Genomic DNA, 21,463 nt, shown 5'->3' with positions numbered 1-21,463 from the left:
CGTGAGCGAGCTGTCGGCGGCAGTGGTCGCGTCGGGCCGCGGCATGGCGGCGCGCGAGGCTACGGCGGACCCGAGAACGACGGTGGCCGGCGGTTCCGATGCGCACCCAGGGCGAGTTGCAGTGAATGTCGCATTCCGATTGTTCGGTGCGCCGGGGAAATGTAGCGTCGCGATCATGGAATCACTGCCCGGAACCACCACCGACCAGGCGCCGGCGAACCCGGCCGCCACCGATGACATGCTGGCCACTCAGCCGGTCGGATACTGGTGCGGCCTGACCCATACGACCGTCACCCGGCATCTGCGTGACGCCATGGCCAAGATCGACGTCACGCAGCCCCAGTACTGGGTACTCAACCGTGTGAGCGGCGGTCCCACGGCGCCGAGCCGCGAGGAAGTCGTCGCGCAGCTGGCGCACCTCGCCGACGGGCCGCACGAAATCGCCAGGGTCGTTGACCAGTTGCTCCACCGAGAATGGCTCCGGATCGACGACAGGCGGCACCTCCACCTCACGGATGCCGGGGAGTCCGCCAGAGCGCGGCTCCGTGAGCTGGCGACCGAGGTGCGCGCCGTGGTCCACACGGGCATCAGCGACGAGGAGTACGTGGCCGCGCTCAAGGTACTGCGCAAGATGGTGGCCAACGTCGAGGGCGACGGGGCTCCCGGTAATCCGTCCTGATTTCGCGGTCTTGTGACGAACCCAGCTGGGAACGGGTGCGGCCACCGCGTGATCACTGGAGTACTGGGCGACCCGGCACCGGTCCGCTCCGGTCTCGGCGGACGGCTCGGACCAAGGCAATTGGCCGAGCCGTCGGCCGACGTCTCAGCGTGCGGTGAGGCGGAAGCTCATGCTGCCGAAGCCGACCATGTCCCCGTCGTTGACGACGATCGAGCCGGTCACCCTGCGGCCGTTGACCGTGGTGCCGTTGGTGGAGCCGAGGTCGCGCAGGATCCACTCCTGACCCCGGTGGCTCAGTTCCGCGTGCAGCCTGGAGACCGTGTCGTGGCTCAGCCGCAGGCCGTTGGCCGGGTCCCGGCCGATGCGGAGCGGATGCGGGCCGGGCTCCGGCAGCAGCAGCGGGGGCAGTTTCTCCGCCTGCCAGGCCCTGCGCATCCGGACCGAGAACGCGGAGATCCGGCCGACCGCGCCGTAGAACCGCCGCGACCAGCGGTTCTCCTTGACCAGGTCGACGGTGAGCGCCGCCAGTTCCTCCGAGCGGCGTGCGACCAAAGCCAGTTCCATACGGTGCACGAAGGTCTCGTGCGACAGCTTGCCCTGGGCCGCGCCCTCTCTGAGCACGTCGAGGACACGCTCGCGCTCGGCGTCGGAGAGCCGGGCGGGATACGTGTTGAACTCGTAGGAGGACGTCACGTTCCAGATTGTCGGGCCGAAGGGGCACGGGTGTCCAGACGAGGCGGCTTCGCTGCCCGCGCTGACCTGCGCGGAAGCGTCGACTCCGGTTGACGCTGGGGACGTTGCCGGCCCGGCCCGGCGGGAAAAGACGCTGGACGCGGCGGGGTCCGGCGGTCTAGCGTGCTCGCGACGCCCGTGACGACGGAAGGAGGCGAGTGCCGTGTACACCACACGTTCTTCGCGCTCCCGACCCGTCCGCCCGGCGTTCGCAGTCTGACCGGGAGCGCTTCACACATCTCTTCCCGGAGGACATCCTCATGACCGATACGGTCATCCGCGCGCTCGGCGAGAGCGACGCGCATCTCTTCGACGCCCTGCCCGATCCCCTCGGGGTGGGTCGCGCGCTGGCACGTACGACCCACCGGCCCGACTGGAAGCGGGTCGCACTGCGCGACGGCAGGGTCGTCGCCAGGGCCGCCTGGTGGGGCGGCCCCGGCGACGGGAGTCCCGTCAACATCAACTGGTTCGACGTGGCCGAGGGCGAGGAGGAGGCGGGCGCCGAACTGCTGCGCACCTCCCCGTTCCAGGTCGAGTACGAACTGATCCTGCCGGCCGGCTGGCGCGAGGACCCGGTCGCCTCGGCAGCCGGACAGGCACGTATCAGGGCCGCAGAGGCGGCCGGCATGAAGGTGCTGGTCGAGCGGTATCAGTACCGGTGGACGCCCGTGTGCGGGCTGCCCGAGCGGCCGGGACGGCTCGCGTTCCGGCCGGAGCCTGACGACGCGGTGTTCTTCGACGCGCTGCGGCGGATCCACTCCTCGACACTGGACGCGCACGCGCTGCGCGCCGTCGCCAAGGACGGTCTCGACCGGGCGGCCCAGGAGGAGCTGGACTTCTTCAACTGGTGCCCCTCACCCCGTGAATGGTGGCAGCTCGCCCACACGCCGGACGGCGAGCTGGTGGGCATCCACATCCCGGCGCACAACCCTTCGGGGCCGTGCATCGGGTTCATCGGGGTCGTACCGGAGCAGCGCGGGCGGGGTTACGGGTACGACCTGCTGGCGGAGTGCACGCACTATCTGGCGGAGCGGGGTGCGGAGTTCATCGCGGGCGCCACCGACCAGGGCAACCATCCGATGGCCGCCAACTTCACGCGGGCCGGGCACCCGGTCGTCCAGGAGCGGGTCAACTTCCTGCCCGCTGCTCCGGACTGACGACGCGCGGGGACGCAGGGCGCGGCGGGGTGCTCGTGGTAGCGGGCACCCTGCCGCCGTTCATGCCTCCCTCTCCGTTCCCGCAGCGCGTTTCTGCGCGGCGATGGTGTCGCGGTACCAGGCGTACGACGCCTTGGGGGTGCGCCGGAGCGTCTCGAAGTCGATGTGGACGAGGCCGAAGCGCTGCGACGCGCCCTCGACCCATTCGATGTTGTCGGTGAGCGACCAGGTGAAATAGCCGCGGACGTCGACGCCTTCGCTGATCGCCCGGTGCAGGGCGCGCAGATGGGCATCGAGGAAGGCGATACGGCTCCGGTCGTCGATGCCGTCGTAGGCGCAGCCGTTCTCGGTGATGACGACGGGCGGCAGCCGGTCGCCGTACCGTGCGTCGAGTGCGACGAGCAGTTCACGCAGTCCGTCGGGGACGACGGGCCAGCCGAAGGCGGTGTGTTCGTCCGAGTCGATGTCCCTGAGCCCGAACGGAAGCCCGTCGGGCACGGCGACTCCCGCGAAGCCGTCGAGCGCGTCGCCGGAGGGGGCGCGGACGAGCATCGGGTGGTAGTAGTTCACGCCGTAGAAGTCGAGCGGTTGCGCGATGACGGCCAGGTCCTCTGCGACAGGGCCGGGCATCAGGGCGGCGAAGTTCTCGTCCGGGTAGGCGCCGGTGAGGAGCGGGGCGGAGAACAGCCGGTTGGTGACGAGGTCGTACAGCTCGGCGGCGGCCCGGTCCTCCTCCCCCTCCCCGGCGGTCCACACCGGCGAGTGGGAGACGGCGACGCCCACGCTGCGGGCGCCGGCCGCGCGCAGGGCCTGGACGGCGAGGCCGTGCGCGAGCAGCTGGTGGTGGGCGGCGGGCAGTGCGTCGAAGAGGAGCTGTCTGCCCGGCGCGTGCTCGCCGAGCGCGTATCCGAGGAGGGTGACCTCGGCCGGTTCGTTGACGGTCATCCACATGGGGACGCGGTCGGACAGCCGCTCGGCGACGACGGCGGTGTACTCGGCGAACCTGAGGGCCGTGTCGCGCCGCAGCCAGCCGCCCGCCTCGTCGAGCGGCAGCGGGGTGTCCCAGTGGTAGAGAGTGGGCGCGGGGACGATGCCGTGGGCGCACAGTTCGTCGACGAGCCGGTCGTAGAAGTCGAGACCACGGGCGTTGACCGGGCCGCTGCCGCCGGGCACGACCCTCGGCCAGCTCACCGAGAAGCGGAACGCGTCCGCGCCGAGACCGGCGAGCAGGGCGACGTCCTCGCGGTAGCGCTCGTGGAAGCCGGTGCCCCGGGAGGCGTCGGCCCCGTCCTTGATCCGCCCCTGGGCGGCGAAGGCGTCCCAGCCGGACGGTCCTTTGCCCTCCGTGTCGGCCGCTCCCTCTGTCTGGAAGGCGGAGGCGGAGGCTCCCCAGAGGAAGCCGGGCGGAAAGGCGGGCAGCGGATCCGGCGGCGTCGACATGGACGGTGACCTTAATGGCCCAAGCTCACCGCCTGAAGACCCCGGACTTGCCAGGATGTGTGGGCACGACATGTGTGGACACGACGTGGGTGGACACGACATGGGTGGGCACGACATGGGTGGATAGGGCATCGACGACGAGGGGACGCCAGTGCTGCTGTTCGAGGTGTGGGCGCCGAAGGCCGAGGACCGGGTCACGCTGTGGCTGGAGGGTGCCGAGCACCCGATGGAGCGTGCGCAGGGCCGGGACGGGTGGTGGGCCGCGGAGGCGGCCGCCGCGGACGGCGCACGGTACGGGTTCTCCCTGGACGGCGGCCCGGTGCTCCCCGATCCGCGTTCGCGCCGGCAGCCGGACGGCCCCGACGGCCTCAGCGCCGTCGTCGACCAGGACGCCTACGCATGGCGGCGGGACTGGCCGGGGCGGGGCCTCGACGGTGCGGTCCTGTACGAGCTGCACATCGGCACGTACACGTCTCAGGGCACGCTCGACGCGGCGGCGGAGAGGATCGGCGAGCTGGCGGAGCTCGGCATCACGCATGTGGAGCTGATGCCGCTGTGCTCCTTCCCGGGGGTGCACGGATGGGGTTACGACGGGGTGTCCCCCTGGTCGGTGCACGAGCCGTACGGGGGCCCAGAGGCGCTGAAGCGCTTTGTCGACTCCGCGCACGGTCACGGCCTCGGTGTGGTGCTCGACGTGGTCCACAACCACCTCGGCCCCTCCGGGAATCATCTGCCCTCCTACGGCCCGTACTTCACGGACACGCACCACACGCCGTGGGGTTCGGCGGTCAATCTCGACGCTCCGGGCTCGGACGAGGTGCGCGCCTATCTGCTCGGCAGCGCGCTGGCCTGGCTGCGCGACTTCCGGCTCGACGGCCTGCGGCTGGACGCGGTGCACGCGCTGGTGGACGACCGGGCGCTGACGTTCCTCGAGGAGCTGACCGCCGCCGTGGACCTGCTCGCCGGTGACCTGGGGCGTCCGCTGTTCCTGATCGCCGAGTCGGACCAGTGCGATCCGCGGACGACGACGCCCCGCGCACAGGGCGGTCTCGGGCTGCACGCCCAGTGGAACGACGACTTCCACCACGCCCTGCACACCGCTCTGACCGGTGAGTCGCAGGGGTACTACGCGGACTTCGCCCGTGCCCCGATGGCCGCGCTGGCCAAGACGCTGACCCGTGTCTTCTTCCACGACGGCACCTATTCGTCCTTCCGCGGCCGGACCCACGGCCGGCCCCTGGACGTGACGGGCACCCCCGCCCACCGCTTCCTCGGCTACGCGCAGACGCACGACCAGATCGGCAACAGGGCGACTGGCGACCGGCTCTCCGCCACCCTCTCCCCCGGTCTGCTGGCCTGCGCGGCGCTGCTCGTGCTCACCGGCCCTTGCACGCCCATGCTCTTCATGGGCGAGGAGTGGGGTGCCGCCACACCGTGGCAGTACTTCACCGACCACACCGATCCCGAGCTCGCCGAGGCCGTACGGTCGGGCCGGCGGCGGGAGTTCGCGGCGCACGGCTGGTCCGAGGACCAGGTTCCCGACCCGCAGGACCCGGCCACGCGGGAGCGCTCGTGCCTGGACAGGTCGGAACGGGAGCGGGAACCGCACGCCGCGATCCTGTCCTGGCACCGTGAACTGATCGCACTGCGCCGGGCACTGCCCGATCTCTCGGACCCGGATCTGGCGTCGGTGAAAGTGGCCTTCGACGAGCAGGCGCGCTGGCTGGCGTTCCGGCGCGGTGACCTGCGGGTCGCGGTCAACCTCGCAGAGGAACCGGCGTCGATCCCGCTGGGCGGCGGCGGACGGGTCGCGGCGGCATGGGGCAAGGTGTCGGCGCCGGGCGAGGACGGACTGCTGCGGCTGCCGCCGCAGAGCTGCGTGGTGCTCGCCGACTCCTGACTCCGGCCTGCGAAACCGAACGCCGAATTCCGAGCTCCGAGCTCCGAGCTCCGAGCTCCGAATGGCGCCCCGGCGCGGGGCCGACCCTCTCCTCCGGGCGGGCTCTCTCCTCCGGGTCCGCGCCGTGCCGGGACGGCGCAAACGAGGCCGGCCCACTCATCCGGATCCGTGCCGCCCCAGGTCCGTGCCGGCCCGGGGCCCGTGCCGCGCGGGCTCGGCACCACGCACGACCGGCCCACTGCCCCGGGTGCGTGCCACGCCGGACGGCGCCACGCCCGGTCGAGCCCTCACATCCGGCTCTGCGCCGCGGCGGGTCGGTGCCGGGTCGGTGCCGTGCCGGGTCGGTGCCGCCCCGACCCACCGTCCGTCCCGACCCGCCGTCCGTCCCGGACCGGCGACGGACCGTCAGCGCCGTCCGGGGCCGTAGGTGTCGCGGCACATGGCGGTGATCTCCGGGTTCGTCAGACCGTCGGACTGCTCGCACAGCTCGCGCATGTTGTGACCGGTGCGCGGCTGCGGCGCACGGGGATGGGGATGAGCCCGGTGTCCGGGTTCCGGGGCGACCCGGCGGGCCGGCGGGGCGACCGCCGGGCGTTGCTTCTCGTCGCCCCTTTGCCCGGCGGCGTTCTCCTTCGCCTTCGGACGCGCCTTCGCGCCCTGGGGCTCATCGACCGGGTCGGTGGACGCCAGCGCCTCGCGGGCCGACGGCTGGGCGGCGCTCGGTTCGAGCGGCGACGGCGACCGGTCCCCCGCAGGGGCCAGACTCGGGGCGGGAGCAGGCTCCGGCGCCGGGGGAACGGAGACGCAGCCGGTCACGCCGAGCAGGAGCAGGGCAGCGGCAGCCAGGGTCCGGGAAGTGCGCATCCCCCCAGCCTGCCGCAGACAGGGCCTTTGATCCGCGCCGACGCTCCCGGCACCACCGACACGGGTGACCCGGTCAACCACACGCTCCCGGCCGGTCAGTCCGACTGGTCGCCGGGGTGCCGGTCGTCCTCGGCGACGAGCCGTTCCAGCAGTTCCTGGAACTCCTCACCGATCATGATCTGCAGACCCTCGCCGTCCTCCGTGCGGTCGCTCAGCTGGGTGAGCCTGCCGTCGTGCCACCAGTAGACGTACGGGCTGATGGCCCCGGGCGTGTCCTCGTAGCCGGTGGCCGCGAAGGCCGCCATCGCGTTGAGGGCGGAGAGCATGCCGGTGTCGTGGATGGCGTGGAAGGCGAGCTGGTGGCGGAAGGGCATCGCCACCAGGGCTCCGTCGGCGGTCAGTTCCTCGCCGGTGACCTGCCGTACGAGCGCCTCCAGCGCCAGGACCCGGCTCGCGGTGTAGAACGAGTCGCCGAGCACGACCTCGAAGCGCATGCCCTCGGAGTCCTCGACGGTCTCGTGTGCCTCGACCGGCAGGCCCCGGAGGTTGTAGAGCGCCTGGTCACGCAGGTACGGGAGGTCGCCGAGCGGTTCGAGGGCCTCGTCCGTGAGCATCATGACGCTCTCCGGGAGGTCGAGCGCGAGGATCTCGTACAGACCGGGGGCCACGGCACGGGCGTAGGCGAAGTTCCTCGGGTCGAGTCCCTCGGCGCCGACGACGCGGGGGTAGAGCTGGGCACGGATCTGTTCGGCGGGGAGGGTGTCCAGGGCGGAGGGCGCGTCCATGGTGCGCAGCACCATTCCGACGTGCTGGTGGACCAGTTCGGACCACATACGGGGCCCTCGGTCGTCGTTGTGACACACGGCGGCCAGGTTGCCGAGCCCGAACTGCCGTCCGGCGCTGTCGGAGACCATGTCGGCGTAGACGCTCACCTCGAGGCCCTGTTCGGCGAACGCCTCACGGACCATGGCGCGGAAGCGTGCGCCCTCGTCGACGGAGAAGAAGGAGAACTCGGGGTCCCGGGGCGCATCGCGTCCGTCGCGCTTCGGCCCTCGCCGGAACAACCCCACGTCAACCGCCCTCCGCTCGAACGTGTCAGTGATTCGAGCGTACCGATCCTTGTTGAACGGCGGGCAGGTCTTTTGATCAGGTCATGGGGACGACGATGTCGGCCCGGTCCCTGCCGCGTTCGATCAGCCGGGCGTTCGGCTCGTCGGAGTCGCGGACCCAGCCCTCCGCGAAGGGCCGTTCCTTCCCGTATCGCACATGCCGGTCGACGAGTCGGCGCACCCGCACCTCGTGGTCGAGTTCCACGAACCAGGCTTCGTCGAGGAGGGGGCGGATCCGGGCCCAGTGCCCCTCGTCGTGGAGCAGGTAGTTCCCCTCGGTGACGACGAGTGGGACGCCGGGCGCGACGGGGATGCTCCCGGCGACCGCCTCCTCGAGTGTCCGGTCGAAGGCGGGCGCGTAGACGGTGACGTCCGGCTCGGCGTCGCGCAGCCGGGCGAGCAGGGTGGCGTATCCGGCGGCGTCGAAGGTGTCGGGCGCGCCTTTGCGGTGGGCCAGGCCGAGGCGGGCCAATTCCTGCTGGGCGAGGTGGAAGCCGTCCATGGGGACGAGGACGGCGAGGCCGTCCAGCTCTTCCACGAGGCGCTCCGCGAGGGTGGACTTCCCGGCGCCGGGCGCTCCGGCGATGCCGAGGATCCGACGGCGGCCGGGCGCGGCGGGACGGCGGCCGGGCGCGGCGAGGCCGCCGGTCACGGCGAGGCCGCCTTCGGGCGCGGCGAGGCGGCGGGCACGGGCGAGAAGATCGTCGGGGACCGGCATGCCGAGCATTGTCGCACCCAAGTACTACGTATAACGTGCCTCTCATGCCCTTCATCGCCCTGGTCACACTCGTCGTCCGCGACTACGACGAGGCCATCGCCTTCTACACCGACGCCCTCGGGTTCGACCTGGTCGAGGACACGGACAGAGGTGACGGCAGCCGCTGGGTCGTGGTCCGTCCGCCGGGCTCCGGGCAGGGCACGGGCCTGCTCCTCGCCCGCGCGCGGGACGAACAGCAGCGTGCGAGCGTGGGCGGGCAGACCGGCGGCCGGGTCGGCTTCTTCCTCCACACCGACGACTTCGCCCGCGACCACGCCCGTATGACGTCGGCGGGCGTGCGCTTCCTGGAGACCCCGAGGCACGAGCCGTACGGCTCGGTCGCGGTCTTCGAGGACCTGTACGGCAACCGGTGGGACCTGCTGGAGCCAAAGTAGCGTCCGGCGCACGGTCGCGTCCGGCGGGTGGGGGGCGGGCAGATCCCGCCCGGTCAGCGGCTCCCGAGCGAGTCCGGCCGGGAAACGGCCTGCCGCCCAGGGAGCCGTACCGGCCGCCGTGAATCCGGTCCGGGCGTTACAACGGCAGGGCGCACACGGCGACGGGCGATATGAACGCCGGGCCTGCGGAACGGAGTTCGCCGGACGGGCGGTCGACGTGGAAGACGGTGACCGTGCCGGAGCGCTGGTTCGCCGCGAAGAGGAGCCCGCCGGAGGGCGAGAGCGCGATGTGACGGGGGAAGTCGCCGCCGACCGGGACCGTGTCCAGCAGCCGCAGCCGCGAGCCGCCGGCCTCTACGGCGTACCGGGTGAGGCTGTTGTGGCCCCGGTTGGCGAGGTACGCGTACCTGCCGTCGACCGTCACGACGAGCTGCGCGGGGTAGCTGGTGCCCGAACCGGTGCCGGTGGGCTGTGATTCGGCAGGGCGCAGCCTGCCGGTCGCGGGGTCGTACGCGCAGACCTGCACGGTGTTGTCGAGTTCGTTGGCGAGGTACGCGAAGCGGCCCGCCGGGTGGAAGGTGATGTGACGCGGCCCCGCACCGGCCCGCACGGTCGCGCGTGACACCTCTTCGAGTGTCCCGGCGTCGGTGTCGAGGCGGTAGGTGTAGACCGTGTCCGTGCCCAGGTCGACGGCGAGCACATGGCGTCCGTCCAGGCTCGTGATGATCTGGTGCGCGTGCGGGCCCTGCTGTCCCGGTCCCGGCGGCGGGCTGCCGTGGGTGACCTTGTCCGTGCGTTCACCGAGCGCGCCGGAGCTCTCCACGGGGTGCACGGCCACCGTTCCCGATCCGTAGTCGGCGCTGAGCAGCCAGCGCCCCGAGGGATGCACGGAGAGGTGGCAGGGCCCGGCCCCGCCCGTGGGACGGCTGCCGAGGACCTGGGGCGCACCGCCTCCCGCGATCCGTACGGCGGTCACCGTGCCGGTCTCGCGTTCGTTGACGGCGTACAGGGTGTCCCCGGACGGGTGCACGGCGAGGTACGAGGGGTCGGCCACGCCCTCGACGGTGCCGCCGCCGGTGATACGGCCGGTCCCCTCGTCGTACGTGGCCAGCCCGATTCCGGGCCCGCCGCCGTCGACGGAGGTGTACGTCCCCAGGAACAGGGGCCGAATCCGCCGGCGGGGGGCGGAGGATGTGGGGGCGGCGGCCATCTTGGACTGCGACCGGGAGGCGGCTTCCTCCGGCGTACCGCACCCGGGGAGCGCGGCGGCGGCTGCCACGGCCGAGAGCCCTCCGATGAAACGACGCCGGTTCAACCGGTTCAGGTGTGCTGCGCTGCGCTGCATGCCCATGCTGATGCAGCGTAGGGCAGGACGCCGCGGCTGGGGATGCCGCTGCGAACGGCCGGGTACGAGGTCCCGGTACGAGGTATCGCCAACTCGGACGACCCAGACGACTCAGGCGACTCAGGCGGCTCGGACGACCCAGACGACCCAGACGACCCGGACTACTCAGACGACTCGGACAGCGAAAGGCCGGCCCGCATGACCCCGCTCCCCCACGAGTGCGCCTTCCCCAGCGCCCACGTCCTCATCGAGGGCGCGCCCGGCCTGCGGAGCAACAAGCGCGGCCTGCGGCCCTCGCGGCTGTCCGAGGAGGCCCTGCGTCAGGTGCCCGACCCCCTCTTCGAACTGGAAGCGCAGCTCGCCGCGGGTGTGCGACTCGCTCTGCGCACCGAGGCGACCCATCTGGAACTGACTCTGCACGCGGTGCGGATGCCCGGCCCCGGCGGCCGACCGGTGCCCGCCGCGGTCGATCTGGTCGTCGACGGCGATCTGCTGCGCCGGGAGTCGCTCACCGGCGGAGACCTGGTGCTGCCCGCCACGACCGGCGGCGACGCCCGACTCGTGGACGCAGACGCGGAGACGGTGCGCTTCCCGGGTCTCCCACCGGGCGAGAAGGAGATCCGGATCTGGCTGCCGCACACGGCCGTCTGCGATCTCGTCTCGCTCCGCGCGGACCGCCCCGTCCGGCCGCCGCGGCACGCGGGACAGCCGCGCTGGATCCACTACGGCTCGTCCATCAGCCACTGCACCGAGGCCGCGGGCCCCACCGGGACATGGCCCGCCACGGCGGCCGCGGCCCGTGGTCTCCACCTCACGAACCTGGGCTTCTCCGGCAACGCGATGCTCGACCCGTGCGTGGCGCGCACGATCCGGGACCTGCCCGCCGATCTCGTCAGTCTCGAGATCGGCGTCAACGTCGTCGGCGCCGCGGCGATGCGGCTGCGGACGTTCGTGCCCGCCGTCCACGGCTTCCTCGACACGGTGCGCGACGGGCACCCCGATGTGCCGGTGGTGGTCGTCTCGCCGATCCCTTGCCCGACCCTGGAGGACTGTCCGGGTCCCCTGGCCGTGGACCCGGGCTCCGGCAGGGTCCGCGCCGTGGGTGATCCCGGGGACGTCCCGCTCGGCGCGCTCACCCTCGCCGCCGCGAGGGAACACCTCGCCCGTCTCGTCCGGGAGCGGCAGGCATCCGATCCCGCCCTCACCCTCATCGACGGACGGACACTGCTCGGACCGGACGAGACGGCGGACCTGCGCGACGGCCTGCACCCGAACGCCGCCGCGTATCTGCGGATGGGGGCCCGCTTCGCCGAATTCACCGTTCCACTCCATTGAACGGTCGCGAATTCTTCACACACCCGGACGGTGAATGAATTCTTGTCAGAGGCGGCGCAGTCGTGCGGCGATTCCGTGGCCGATCAGCAGGTAGATCACGGCGGGCAGACCGTAATTGAGGAGAACCCGGAGCCCGTCTGTGTCCATTGTGAAAATGTCCTGCGACCACCAGGCGAGGGCGTCAGCGACATCCTCCACGAACCCCACGAAGACGTTGCCCTGGTTGGCCCCGAGCAGGTAGAGGAGGATCCACAGGCCCAGGAACAGGGCGGCGATGTCGGCGACGGTGTGGACGATGAGCGCGGCTCGCCTCACGCCCGAGCCGTCCCCGCCGCGTACGCGGCCCTGCGGGCCGGCGACCTGACCGCCTGCCTGGCCGCCGTCGTACCGCTGATTTTCCGGCATGGGATCGAAATTGCTCACAAGAGCCCCAATCTGAATAGGGAGCGCCGTTCGCGCCTCATTCGGATCTGCGCCGAATAAGCAGTGCGCGTTACACGAAGGCCGTTGCTCCGTCCTTCGAATTCCGCCGGTTTCGGTCGCCGCGGAAGCAATTGGACGCGCACTCCGACCCGGACCCGTGCTCCGTCCGGGCCGGCGTACCGCTGCCGCCCACTACGTCCGCCACGCCCGCCACGCCCGCCACGCCCGCTACGGCCGGTCCGGCGGATCCTGCGGCTGTCCGCCCTCCGGTCCCTCCTCCTTGCCGAGGCCGCGCGGGAGGGCGGTGTCGTCACGACGACCCCGTGCCGGCAGCAGCTGCAGACAGACCTCCGCCACCACACCGATCACCACGGAAAGCGTCTCGCCGCAGGACGGACCGACGACGCCGAGGAACAGCAGGCACACGAGGATCACCACCCATGTCCGTCGCCCGGCCCCCGCGCCCCTGCCTGATTCGTTGCCCATTCGCGTCTCCGCTTTCTTCCAGGGCGGCTCGCGCCCCCCGCCGGACGGCTGTGAGCCCTACTGTCGGGCGCCGCGGGGGTGGTGGGCCTAGGCGCGGGGAGGAGGACGCCGCGTGCACCAGGGGGTGCGAAGAGGGCGCACTGCCGGCAAAGGCTTAGTAAAGCGCCGCACCCGCTCCTAACCTGTAGTCACCGGAGGACGCGGGGGGACTGATGAGCAATCACCGAGAACCCAACCAGCAACTGCAGCACCTGCTCACCGAATCGAGGTTCTCGCGCAAGGGTCTGGCCCGGCGCGTGAGCGAGTTGGCCGCCAGTCAGGGTCTCAGCGTCCGCTGCGACCACACCTCGGTGGCCCGTTGGCTGTCCGGCTCCGTGCCGCGGGACCCCACACCGGCCCTTCTGGCCCAGGTCTTCTCGCAGCGCGTCGGCCGGGCGGTGACCGCCGGGGACCTCGGCATGAGTGTCGTTTCCGAGGACCGGACGGTCGGTCTCCGATATCCCAGGAGCTTGGAGAGCGCTGTCGACACAGCGTTACGTTTATGGAGGTTCGATGTGGAACGCCGCGATTTTCTCTTCGACTCGGCCGCCTTCGCCACAGGAGCGATCTCGGCGGCCAGCCGCGACTGGCTGATCGGACGCCCGCGTGAGGACCTCGGTCACCGGGGCGCCGGGCACCGAGTGACCATGGCGGACGTCCGCGAAGTCCGTTCACTGGGCGACGCGTTCGAGCAGCTCAGCCACAAGCACGGCTCGCAGCGCATCCGCTTCCACATGGTCAACTACCTCAAGTACGACATCGGTCCCCTGCTCAGGAAGAGCCGCACGGACGACGTGGGGCGCGCCCTGGTGCAGACGGCCGCCGAGTTCACCGCGTCCGCCGGCTACATGGCGGTCGACTGCAACGAACTCGACCTGGCCCAGCGCTACTACATCCAGGCCCTCGGCCTGGCCGAGGCGGCCGGTCTGCGGGACTACGGTTCGCAGATCATCGCCACGCACATGGGCCATCTCGAGCTCTACGCCCAGCGCCCCGGCGAGGCGGTGGCGTTGGCGCAGGCGGCCCGGTCGGGCGGACGGCAGCGCGGCGGTCCGCTGGCCCTGGCGGTCGCCTGGGTCGTCGAGGCGCGCGGGCACGCCCGACTGGGGGACGCCCGGGCGAGTGCGCTCGCTCTCTCCCAGGCGGAGCGGCACTTCTGCCGGTCGAACGCCTCCGACGACTCGGCCCCGTACCTGAGGTACTTCAACGAGGCGTACCTGGCCGACGCGTTCGCGCACTGCTTCCGTGACCTCGACCAGCCGGACAGGGCCGCCCACTACGCGGAGGCCGCGCTCCACGACCTGCCGTCGACGCACCTGCGCAGGCGGGCGATCAACACGGGAATCCTCGCCCATGCCGCGTTGTCGGACGGCGAGCCGGAGCAGGCCGCCGAGTACGGCTGTGAAGCGGTACGGCTCACGCGTCAGCTGCACTCTCCGCGCGCGTTCCGCAGGATCGACCGGTTGCGGCGGCGATTCGTGCCCTTCGAGGGCGTTCCCGACGTGGCCGCGTTCCTCCAGGAGGCGGACGGTCTGGCGGCCGGCGCCCCGGTGTGAGCCACCGGCCTTTGTGTCCATGCACGCCCCACACCCACGCCGCACGCCCCGGACCCACGCCTGTGCCTGCGCCTACGTCTGCGTCTGCGGCCGTGCCGAGAGCCGTCAGCTCAGCCGGAACACCGGCCCGCGGGGCGTGAACGGAAGGCTCGCCCCGAGCGGGATCAGAAAGGCGTGCTCGCGCCGAATGCGCAGGACGTCGCACCAGCCGTCGGTGATGACGAGGACCGGAGCCGTCGGCGGGAAGTCGTCCGCCCGCTGCAACAGGTCGATGCCCGGCTGCAGTTCGGTGCCGCCGCGTCCGCGCACCCGTACCCGGCCCGCGATCTCGGTCGGTGGCAGATAGCCGGCGTCGTAGGCCGCCGCGTCACAGAACACGACGCGCGCGGCGGGTACGTCACGCGCCACGGCGTACGAGGCGATGGCACCCAGCGCCTTGCCGAGCAGGGCGCTGTTCATCGAGCCGGAGGTGTCGAGGACGACGCCGAAGGTGCAGCGCGGTGTCTCCTCCTGCGGGAAGTACCGGCCCGCGCGCGGGATGTCGGGCGTGGACGCCTGCCGGCGGGAGGGGCGGGCGAAGGAGCGTACGGGCTCGGGGACGGGCACGTACTCGTCGAACCAGCGGGCGAGCCTCGCGTCCCACGGCACCGGCGGGTGGGCGAGTGCCCGGATCTCCTGCACCAGGCCGGCGGGCAGCAGTCCCCGCGTCCCGTACTGGTGCAGATCGAAGCCCTGCACCAGGCCGCGTCGGTAGAAGTCGTCGAGGTCGGTGTACGGGCGGGATGCCCCGTGCACCAGGGGCTCGCCGAGGATGTCGCCCGTGCCCTTGCCCCGCAGGGTCGCCAGTCGCCGCCGGTGGCGCAGGTCCGTGGCGATGCGGTCGTACACCTCCTCGACCGACAGGTCCCTCAACTCGGGGTCGTACAAGAGCCCTTCGGGCATGTCGCCGACCCGCATCCGCACCAGCCAGTCGTTCACGACGTAGTCGGCGGCGACGTTGAAGAGGTACGGGTCGCGGGGGCCGCGGCGCTCGCCGTGGCGCAGGGCGGCGTGCAGCATCTCGTGGGCGAGGATGAACCGCCATTCCTCGTCGGTGAAGGTACGCAGCGGATTGACGTAGATCTCGCCGGCGGTGGCGCTCACGGCGGCGATCGAGATGTTCTGCGCCCGTGCCAGTTCGGCGTCGGCCACGACGGTGAGTCCGGCGGCGATCCCGCCGAGCAGCGGGTACGAGGAGACGAACCAGTTCAGCGCGCGATGCCAGGGCCGCTGCGGGACGCGTTCGCCGGTGATCCGGTCACGGCGGCCGCCCGCCACGTCCATGGCGGCGGACATGCTGCGGGTGAGGGCGTGGGCGAAGGCCGTCTCCCAGTCGGGGACGTAGCCGTTCCACCCCTTGTGCCACGTCGTCAGCACCTGGTCGGGGTGATCGCCCGCGGTGCCGCACCGCTCGTATGCGGCGGGGATGCCGTCGCGGCGCCAGCGGGCGGCGAGCTGCTCCTCGTCACCGCCGGGATACGTGGTCGGGATGTGCTCGGGAGAGTTGCCGACGGGGAAGGTGAGCAGGAAGCGGTTGACGACGGTGCAGCGGGCCGCCAGGTCGAACCGGTCGGGCTGCTCACGCCGTTTGTCCTCGGACGCCGGCACATGGCCGAACCCCAGATGCAGCAGGCAGTGGGCGAGTGCCCAGGCCCACGCGGCCGGCTCCGCCCGCTTGGTGGGGTGGACGTGGACGACCCCGTTGGAGTCGACGGCCGCCAGCCCCCCGGCGGGGGTCGCGGTGCACTTGGTCTGCCGACAGAAGTCGGCCTCGACGGCGGCGAAGGCCGGATTCCGCTTGACCAGCGCGAGCCCCGCCGCGAACGCCTCCGTGGCCGGGTCCGGCTTGCCCTTCTTCCCCTTCCTCTGCGTCGTGTTCACCGCCGGGCCTCGACCAGCCTGGGCATGTCGCGTGCGGCCTCGACCAGGAACCAGGCGGGCAGCACCGGCTGACCGTCGGGGGCGTCGGCGATGACGGTCTGCGCGACCTCGACGGAGATCTCGGCGAGCTGCACGAGCAGCGACTTGGAGCGGTGGACGGTCTGACGCAGGGAAGGCGAGACATGCTCCTTCTGCCGGGGCAGATCCCGCACCAGCCGCCCCCGGAACGCCTCCGCGAGGTAGTAGAGCAGGTCCCGGTCCTCGAGCCGGCCCGGCCAGGACGCGTCGCCCTTGAGGATCGCCTCGATGCCGTAGGTGTGGCGCACGATCTTCGCGTAGCCGCAGAACGAGACGGCGTGCGCGGGCGTGAGTGTGCCGTGCACGATCACCTTCAGTGTGTTCTCGTCGATGCCGGGCCCGAAGGAGTGCAGGGCGTCGGAGAGCATGTGCCAGGAGCGGGGCGTGGAGAACGGCTCCTCGGTCTTGGGCGGCTGCGACCACAGGTGGTCGGGACGGTCGACGAGGTAGTCCGTGACCCAGGGGTGGATGCCGTGCTCCCCCGCCCACACCAGCCAGTCGGCCGCCGACGCCTGCAGATGGACATGCGTGAGCCGGTTGACCAGGGCGGACGCGATCGGCCGTGCCAGCGCGTTGTCCGTGGCCCGGTTGCCGGCCCCGATGACGATCGACCCGGCGGGCAGTTCGTACGAACCGATCCGCCGGTCCAGGATCAACGAGTAGAACGCCTTCTGGACGTCGGGGCTCGCGGCGTTCAGTTCGTCCAGGAAGAGGCAGTACGGCTCGTCCCGGGCGATGGCCTCCGGCGGGCAGAACACCGACCGTCCGTCACGGATCTGCGGCACGCCGATCAGGTCCTCGGGCGCGAGCTGTGTCCCCAGCAGGCTGACGCACTCCAGTCCCAGCGACTGTGCGAACCTCCGTACCAGCGACGACTTCCCGATTCCGGGCGCTCCCCAGAGGAAGACGGGCCGTACGGTGGCGAGGCCCAGCAGCAGTTCGGGAATCTGGGCCGGGGTGACAGTGACGGCAGCCTGCACGCGGAGATGTTCCTTCGGAGATCAGGAGAGCGGGAGATCGGGAGGCCGGGAGATCGGGAGGCCGGGAGACCCCCAGATCGGGTCCGCCCAGTGTGAGCGGCCCGGCATCCCGGCGCAGCCGATTTTCCGGGGCGTGCCGCCCGTCATGTGGTCGTGGCACCCTCGATGTCCAGGTCCACCCGCACGGTCTTGCCCACCGGTACGCGGTCGAGCACCGTCCACCGGTCCGCCAGCGCTTCGACCAGCAGGAGCCCGCGTCCGCTCTCGGCGAGTGATGCCGGGACGGCGGCGCGTGACGGTGGCCGGCGCTCGCCGCGCGTGTCGGAGACCTCGATGCGCAGTGTCGGCGGCGTCCGCGTGAGCCGCAGCTCGAAGTCCCGCCCCGGCACCCGCCCGTGCGTCACGGCGTTGGCGGCGAGTTCGGCCACCAGGAGCGCGACGGTGTCGGAGGTGTCGGAGCCGTGTCGGATGCCCCAGGCGTGGAGCTGGTGCAGTGCCAGGTGCCGCGCGAGCCGTGCGCCCAGCGGTGTGGAGCTGAAGCGCTGAGTGAACACACGTACGGTTCCGGCCTGTTGGGGCGTGATCGGTGGTCGCATGCGGACACCGTGGCGGCCGGTGGCGACGTTTCCCCAGATCAGGGACTCGTACGCGCGATCAGCGTACGGGTACGGGGTGCGGACGGTACGAGTGGCCGGGCGTGACCCGACGCCCGTTGGACCGGTTGTACAGGGCCGCCGGGACACGCGGGAGGGGCCGCAGATGACGGAGACGGAGACAGCGGGCACATCGGGCGGGGAACCCGAGGTGTCGGAGAGCCTGAAGTCGTTCGGTGAGGTCGTCAAGGCCTTCCGTAAGCGGGCTCGGCTGACGCAGGAGGAGTTCGCGCCGCTGGTGCGGTACTCGCTCCCCACGGTGGCGTCGATCGAGCAGGGCAGGAGGTTCCCGCCGGTCGACTTCGTGGACCGTGCGGAGGAGGTGCTGGACGCGTTCGGGACGCTGAAGGGCGCGGCACGGCATCTGTCGCGCAGGCCGGGGCTGGCGAGTTGGTTCCGCCAGTGGGCGCAACTGGAGGCGGAGGCGGTCAGTCTCTACACGTACGAATGCCGCCTGATCCCGGGTCTGTTGCAGACACAGGCGTACGCGATGCGGCTGTTCAGGGACCAACTGCCGCCGGTAGGTGACGAGCAGATCGAGGCGCAGATGACGGCCAGGAAGGAGCGGCAGCGGCTGCTGACGGAGCGGCCCAACACCGCGTACAGCTTCATCGTCGAGGAGCATCTGCTGCGCAGGCGACTGGACGGGGAGCAAACGACCCGCGAGCTGGTGGACCATCTGATCGCTCTCGCCGAACGCCGCAACATCGAGCTCCAGATCATGCCGGTGGTGCGTGAGAGCCACGCGGGGCTGGACGGCCCCATGCAGTTGCTGGAGACCCCCGACAACCGGTGGCTGGCCTACGGGGAGGGGCAGAAGAGCGCACAGCTCATCACTGACCGGAAAGTGGTCAGCGTGCTCCAGATGCGGTATGCCAGGATGCGATCGCAGGCTCTCACCCTTCCGGACTCCCTGGGCCTGCTACGGCAGATGCGAGGAGTGGCGGCATGAGCGGCACCACCGAACTGGCCTGGTTCAAGAGCAGTTACAGCGGCGGCGACGGCGACTCCTGCGTCGAGGTCGCCCTGTCGTGGCACAAGTCCAGCTACAGCAGCGGCTCCGGCGACGACTGTGTCGAGGTCGCCGCCTGCCCCACCACCGTGCACGTCCGCGACTCCAAGGTCACCGACGGTCCCCGACTCGCCCTCGCACCCACCGCCTGGACGGACTTCGTCGGCCATGCGGTGGGTGACACCGTCTGACACCTCCGGGTGCCTGACTCCGCGCGGCCCAGGGCGGTGCCGTCGGCGACCGGTCAACTGCCGTTCGCGGGCGGCAGGTGCACGATTCGTGCGGCGGCCGGTCAATCGATATGGTGCCTGGTCACGGCCGCACCCCGTTCGATCCACGGGCCGGTCAGGGCTCTGCCGCGGTCTGGGCCACACCTCCACGACTGCCGTGCCGACCTCTGCCTGCCCGGCCCTGGAACATCGGGGGCGATCTTCACGGCGGGGGTATTCGGGCCCCGGCCGACAGGTCAGGAGGAACGAGTGGCACAGATCATCGCCGAGGTCTCACGGACGTTCAACGAGTTTCTGCTCTTGCCCAACCGGACCAGGACCGACTGCTCGACGGCGACGGTCGAGCTGCGCACACCCCTGGTGCGGCACGTCGTGGGCGAGCCGTCGGCGATCGAGCTGCAGTCCCCGTTCACGTCCGCGATCATGCAGGCCGTCAGCACACCGGAACTCGCGATCGCGCTCGCCCGCAACGGCGGCCTGAGCTTCCTGCACCACAACCAGTCGGTCCAGGACCAGGTCGCGGCGGTCCGCCAGGTGAAGAACTTCAAGGCCGGCTTCGTCACCAGCGACACGAACGTCCGGCCCGACGACAGCCTGGCCGTCCTCGTCGACATCATGCGCCGCACAGGTCACAGCACCGCCGCGGTCACCCACGACGGGACCGCCACCGGTCGCCTGCTCGGCCTGGTGACCTCCCGCGACTTCCACCCGCAGCGCCACGACCTGGCCGAACCGGTCGGCGGGCGGATGACCCCCGTCGCCGGGCTGCCGCACGCGGGGCCCGACATCACGCTGTCCGAGGCCAACGCCCGGCTGTGGGACGAACGGCTGGACTGCCTCCCGGTGCTGGACGGCGAGGGCCACCTGCAGTACCTGGTGTTCCGGTCCGACTACGCGGACAACAAGCGGTTCCCGAACCAGCTCGTGGACTCCGCCAAGCGTCTGCGCGTGGGCGCGGGCGTCAACACCCATGACTACCAGGAGCGAGTACCGGCCCTGGTGGAGGCGGGCGTGGACGCCCTGTGCTTCGACTCCTCCGACGGCTACAGCGACTGGCAGGCGCAGGCGCTGACCTGGGTGAAGAAGCACCATCCCGAGATCCCGGTCGGCGGCGGAAACGTGGTCGACGGCGAGGCGTTCACCTTCCTCGCCGAGGCGGGGGCGGACTTCGTCAAGGTCGGTGTCGGCGGCGGTTCCATCTGCATCACCCGCGACCAGAAGGGCATCGGCCGCGGCCAGGCCAGCGCCGTGCTGGATGTCGCGGCGGCACGGGACGCCTTCCGCGAGCGGACCGGCGAGTACGTGCCGATCTGTTCCGACGGCGGGCTGGTGCACGACTACCACGTGGCTCTGGCACTGGCGATGGGGGCGGACTTCGTCATGATGGGGCGCTACTTCGCGCGCTTCGACCAGGCGGCCGGCGCGAAACTGCCCACCCGTGACGGCTTCGTCAAGGAGTACTGGGGTGAGGGCTCCAACCGTGCCCGCAACTGGCAGCGCTACGGCCAGGGCGGTCAGGGGCTGCTCTTCGAGGAAGGCGTGGACGGCTACGTCCCGTACGCGGGCGACCTCGACGAAGGGCTCGCCCTGACCGTCGCCAAGCTGAAGACCACGATGGTCTCCTGCGGCTCCGCCACCCTGCCCGAGTTCCGGTCCACGGCCCGGCTGACCCTCGTCTCGGACCAGAGCTTCCAGGAGAGCCACGCCAACGTCACGCTCCGGGACGCCCCGACCGCCTCCTGACCGGCTGCCGAAGCCCGTCGAAGCCCCCCGTCGGGACGGCGGCGGCAAGCAGCCGCGGCCGTTCGACGGGGGACCGGCGGGGGCCGGCGGGGCCGGTACGTCAGTCGGCGATGAACAGGTCCTCGGCCTCGGTGACGGTGAGCGCCCGGTCCACCCACTGGTCCAGAACATCGATGTCGGTGCAGCCGGTGATGCGGTCGCGCGCGCTCTGCAGGGTCGGGATCCGACGCTTCTCGAGTACGCGGAGGATCATCTGCGCCCGCGCCTCGACCCGCCCGGCCTCCAGCCCCTCTTCGCACCCCTTCTCACGCCCCTCTTCGCGCCCCTTCTCACGCCCCTCTTCGCGTCCCTCTTCGACGCCCTTGAGGTACGACTCCTCAACGATGGTGCCTCGGCCGGGAAAGAAGGTTCCCCTGCTCATCAACGTCCTCCAGGTGGTTCGGGCCGGGCTGTCACCCAGGCCGATCTCCAGCAGCTCGGGCCGGAACGCTAGGGGCGCCGAAGTGTCGGTGAACGTGCTTCTGGCATATGAGCGCCCATAAGTGGGGCGCAGTCAAGCGGCGTTGACGGAGGCACTCCCGCGAGCACGGCAGTGCGGCCCCGCGTTCACGGGGCCGCACTGCCGTAGGC

At 71.3% G+C, this 21,463-nt stretch carries 21 protein-coding genes; 9 read left to right on the top strand and 12 right to left on the bottom strand.

The annotated features are described in order from the left end of the window. Positions 1 to 175 precede the first annotated feature (175 nt). Positions 176 to 679 (top strand): MarR family winged helix-turn-helix transcriptional regulator, encoded by a 504-nt coding sequence (locus ACFYV1_RS02000; protein WP_389393391.1) that lies wholly within the window; start codon positions 176 to 178, stop codon positions 677 to 679. A 144-nt stretch (positions 680 to 823) separates the two neighbouring features. On the opposite strand, the gene ACFYV1_RS01995 is transcribed toward ACFYV1_RS02000, so the two are convergent. Next, a complete protein-coding gene (locus ACFYV1_RS01995; protein ID WP_389393390.1) occupies positions 824 to 1,372 on the bottom strand; it encodes an FHA domain-containing protein in 549 nt (182 codons plus the stop codon). Between the two features lie 299 nt (positions 1,373 to 1,671). Between ACFYV1_RS01995 and ACFYV1_RS01990 the strand changes: the two genes are divergently transcribed. Continuing rightward, positions 1,672 to 2,568, top strand: coding sequence for a GNAT family N-acetyltransferase (locus tag ACFYV1_RS01990; RefSeq protein ID WP_389393389.1), 897 nt, complete (start codon positions 1,672 to 1,674; stop codon positions 2,566 to 2,568). 60 nt (positions 2,569 to 2,628) lie between these two features. Here the strand turns inward: ACFYV1_RS01990 and ACFYV1_RS01985 are convergent, their stop codons facing one another. After that, a complete protein-coding gene (locus ACFYV1_RS01985) occupies positions 2,629 to 4,008 on the bottom strand; it encodes a GH1 family beta-glucosidase (protein ID WP_389393388.1) in 1,380 nt (459 codons plus the stop codon). Between the two features lie 154 nt (positions 4,009 to 4,162). Here ACFYV1_RS01985 and treZ point away from each other — a divergent pair, with 154 nt between their 5' ends. After that, positions 4,163 to 5,908, top strand: a complete 1,746-nt coding sequence (gene treZ / locus ACFYV1_RS01980) for a malto-oligosyltrehalose trehalohydrolase (protein ID WP_389394544.1) — start codon at positions 4,163 to 4,165, stop codon at positions 5,906 to 5,908. Between the two features lie 405 nt (positions 5,909 to 6,313). Here treZ and ACFYV1_RS01975 read toward each other — a convergent pair whose 3' ends face one another. The 3 genes from ACFYV1_RS01975 to ACFYV1_RS01965 all read right to left on the bottom strand — a co-directional run bounded on the left by ACFYV1_RS01975 (position 6,314) and on the right by ACFYV1_RS01965 (position 8,599). Continuing rightward, positions 6,314 to 6,772: a hypothetical protein gene (locus ACFYV1_RS01975; RefSeq protein WP_389393387.1), complete on the bottom strand. Its 459-nt coding sequence runs from the start codon at positions 6,770 to 6,772 to the stop codon at positions 6,314 to 6,316. Positions 6,773 to 6,867: 95 nt separating this feature from the next. Beyond that, on the bottom strand, positions 6,868 to 7,842 hold the full coding sequence (locus ACFYV1_RS01970) for a hypothetical protein (protein WP_389393386.1): 975 nt from the start codon (positions 7,840 to 7,842) through the stop codon (positions 6,868 to 6,870). Between the two features lie 76 nt (positions 7,843 to 7,918). Beyond that, positions 7,919 to 8,599, bottom strand: coding sequence for a nucleoside/nucleotide kinase family protein (locus tag ACFYV1_RS01965; RefSeq protein WP_389393385.1), 681 nt, complete (start codon positions 8,597 to 8,599; stop codon positions 7,919 to 7,921). Positions 8,600 to 8,643: 44 nt separating this feature from the next. On the opposite strand from ACFYV1_RS01965, the gene ACFYV1_RS01960 reads away from it, so the two are divergent. Further along, positions 8,644 to 9,033, top strand: a complete 390-nt coding sequence (locus ACFYV1_RS01960; protein ID WP_389393384.1) for a VOC family protein — start codon at positions 8,644 to 8,646, stop codon at positions 9,031 to 9,033. A 136-nt stretch (positions 9,034 to 9,169) separates the two neighbouring features. Here the strand turns inward: ACFYV1_RS01960 and ACFYV1_RS01955 are convergent, their stop codons facing one another. Continuing rightward, positions 9,170 to 10,384 carry a lactonase family protein gene (locus ACFYV1_RS01955; protein WP_389393383.1) on the bottom strand — a complete coding sequence of 405 codons (1,215 nt, stop codon included), beginning with the start codon at positions 10,382 to 10,384 and terminating at the stop codon, positions 9,170 to 9,172. A gap of 192 nt (positions 10,385 to 10,576) precedes the next feature. On the opposite strand from ACFYV1_RS01955, the gene ACFYV1_RS01950 reads away from it, so the two are divergent. Then, entirely contained in the window at positions 10,577 to 11,713 is a 1,137-nt protein-coding gene (locus tag ACFYV1_RS01950; protein ID WP_389393382.1) for a GDSL-type esterase/lipase family protein, read from the top strand. Positions 11,714 to 11,758: 45 nt separating this feature from the next. Here the strand turns inward: ACFYV1_RS01950 and ACFYV1_RS01945 are convergent, their stop codons facing one another. Further along, a complete protein-coding gene (locus tag ACFYV1_RS01945; protein WP_389393381.1) occupies positions 11,759 to 12,118 on the bottom strand; it encodes a hypothetical protein in 360 nt (119 codons plus the stop codon). Positions 12,119 to 12,364: 246 nt separating this feature from the next. After that, entirely contained in the window at positions 12,365 to 12,622 is a 258-nt protein-coding gene (locus ACFYV1_RS01940; RefSeq protein ID WP_389393380.1) for a hypothetical protein, read from the bottom strand. 212 nt (positions 12,623 to 12,834) lie between these two features. Here ACFYV1_RS01940 and ACFYV1_RS01935 point away from each other — a divergent pair, with 212 nt between their 5' ends. Continuing rightward, complete coding sequence (locus ACFYV1_RS01935; protein WP_389393379.1) at positions 12,835 to 14,217, top strand: transcriptional regulator; 1,383 nt, start codon at positions 12,835 to 12,837, stop codon at positions 14,215 to 14,217. A gap of 105 nt (positions 14,218 to 14,322) precedes the next feature. On the opposite strand, the gene ACFYV1_RS01930 is transcribed toward ACFYV1_RS01935, so the two are convergent. The 3 genes from ACFYV1_RS01930 to ACFYV1_RS01920 form a co-directional block, all read right to left on the bottom strand. Beyond that, positions 14,323 to 16,137 carry a hypothetical protein gene (locus ACFYV1_RS01930; protein ID WP_389393378.1) on the bottom strand — a complete coding sequence of 605 codons (1,815 nt, stop codon included), beginning with the start codon at positions 16,135 to 16,137 and terminating at the stop codon, positions 14,323 to 14,325. Continuing rightward, on the bottom strand, positions 16,134 to 17,195 hold the full coding sequence (locus ACFYV1_RS01925; protein ID WP_389393377.1) for an ATP-binding protein: 1,062 nt from the start codon (positions 17,193 to 17,195) through the stop codon (positions 16,134 to 16,136). Before ACFYV1_RS01925 ends, ACFYV1_RS01930 begins: the two co-directional genes overlap by 4 nt. 143 nt (positions 17,196 to 17,338) lie before the next feature. Beyond that, entirely contained in the window at positions 17,339 to 17,791 is a 453-nt protein-coding gene (locus ACFYV1_RS01920) for an ATP-binding protein (protein WP_389393376.1), read from the bottom strand. 163 nt (positions 17,792 to 17,954) lie between these two features. Here ACFYV1_RS01920 and ACFYV1_RS01915 point away from each other — a divergent pair, with 163 nt between their 5' ends. The 3 genes from ACFYV1_RS01915 to ACFYV1_RS01905 all read left to right on the top strand — a co-directional run bounded on the left by ACFYV1_RS01915 (position 17,955) and on the right by ACFYV1_RS01905 (position 20,833). Next, positions 17,955 to 18,800 (top strand): Scr1 family TA system antitoxin-like transcriptional regulator, encoded by an 846-nt coding sequence (locus ACFYV1_RS01915; protein WP_389393375.1) that lies wholly within the window; start codon positions 17,955 to 17,957, stop codon positions 18,798 to 18,800. After that, complete coding sequence (locus tag ACFYV1_RS01910) at positions 18,797 to 19,051, top strand: DUF397 domain-containing protein (protein WP_389393374.1); 255 nt, start codon at positions 18,797 to 18,799, stop codon at positions 19,049 to 19,051. Before ACFYV1_RS01915 ends, ACFYV1_RS01910 begins: the two co-directional genes overlap by 4 nt. Positions 19,052 to 19,339: 288 nt before the next feature. After that, the gene (locus tag ACFYV1_RS01905) at positions 19,340 to 20,833 is read left to right on the top strand and encodes an IMP dehydrogenase (protein ID WP_389393373.1); all 1,494 of its coding nucleotides are present in this window, start codon (positions 19,340 to 19,342) and stop codon (positions 20,831 to 20,833) included. Positions 20,834 to 20,933: 100 nt separating this feature from the next. On the opposite strand, the gene ACFYV1_RS01900 is transcribed toward ACFYV1_RS01905, so the two are convergent. Then, positions 20,934 to 21,254, bottom strand: a complete 321-nt coding sequence (locus ACFYV1_RS01900) for a Yae1 family protein (RefSeq protein ID WP_389393372.1) — start codon at positions 21,252 to 21,254, stop codon at positions 20,934 to 20,936. Between the last annotated feature and the right edge of the window lie 209 nt (positions 21,255 to 21,463).

Source organism: Streptomyces sp. NPDC003023 (assembly GCF_042888225.1).
Lineage (GTDB): Bacteria > Actinomycetota > Actinomycetes > Streptomycetales > Streptomycetaceae > Streptomyces.
Note: the sequence above shows the minus strand (reverse complement) of the source record. Positions and strands in the feature narration are given on the sequence as shown.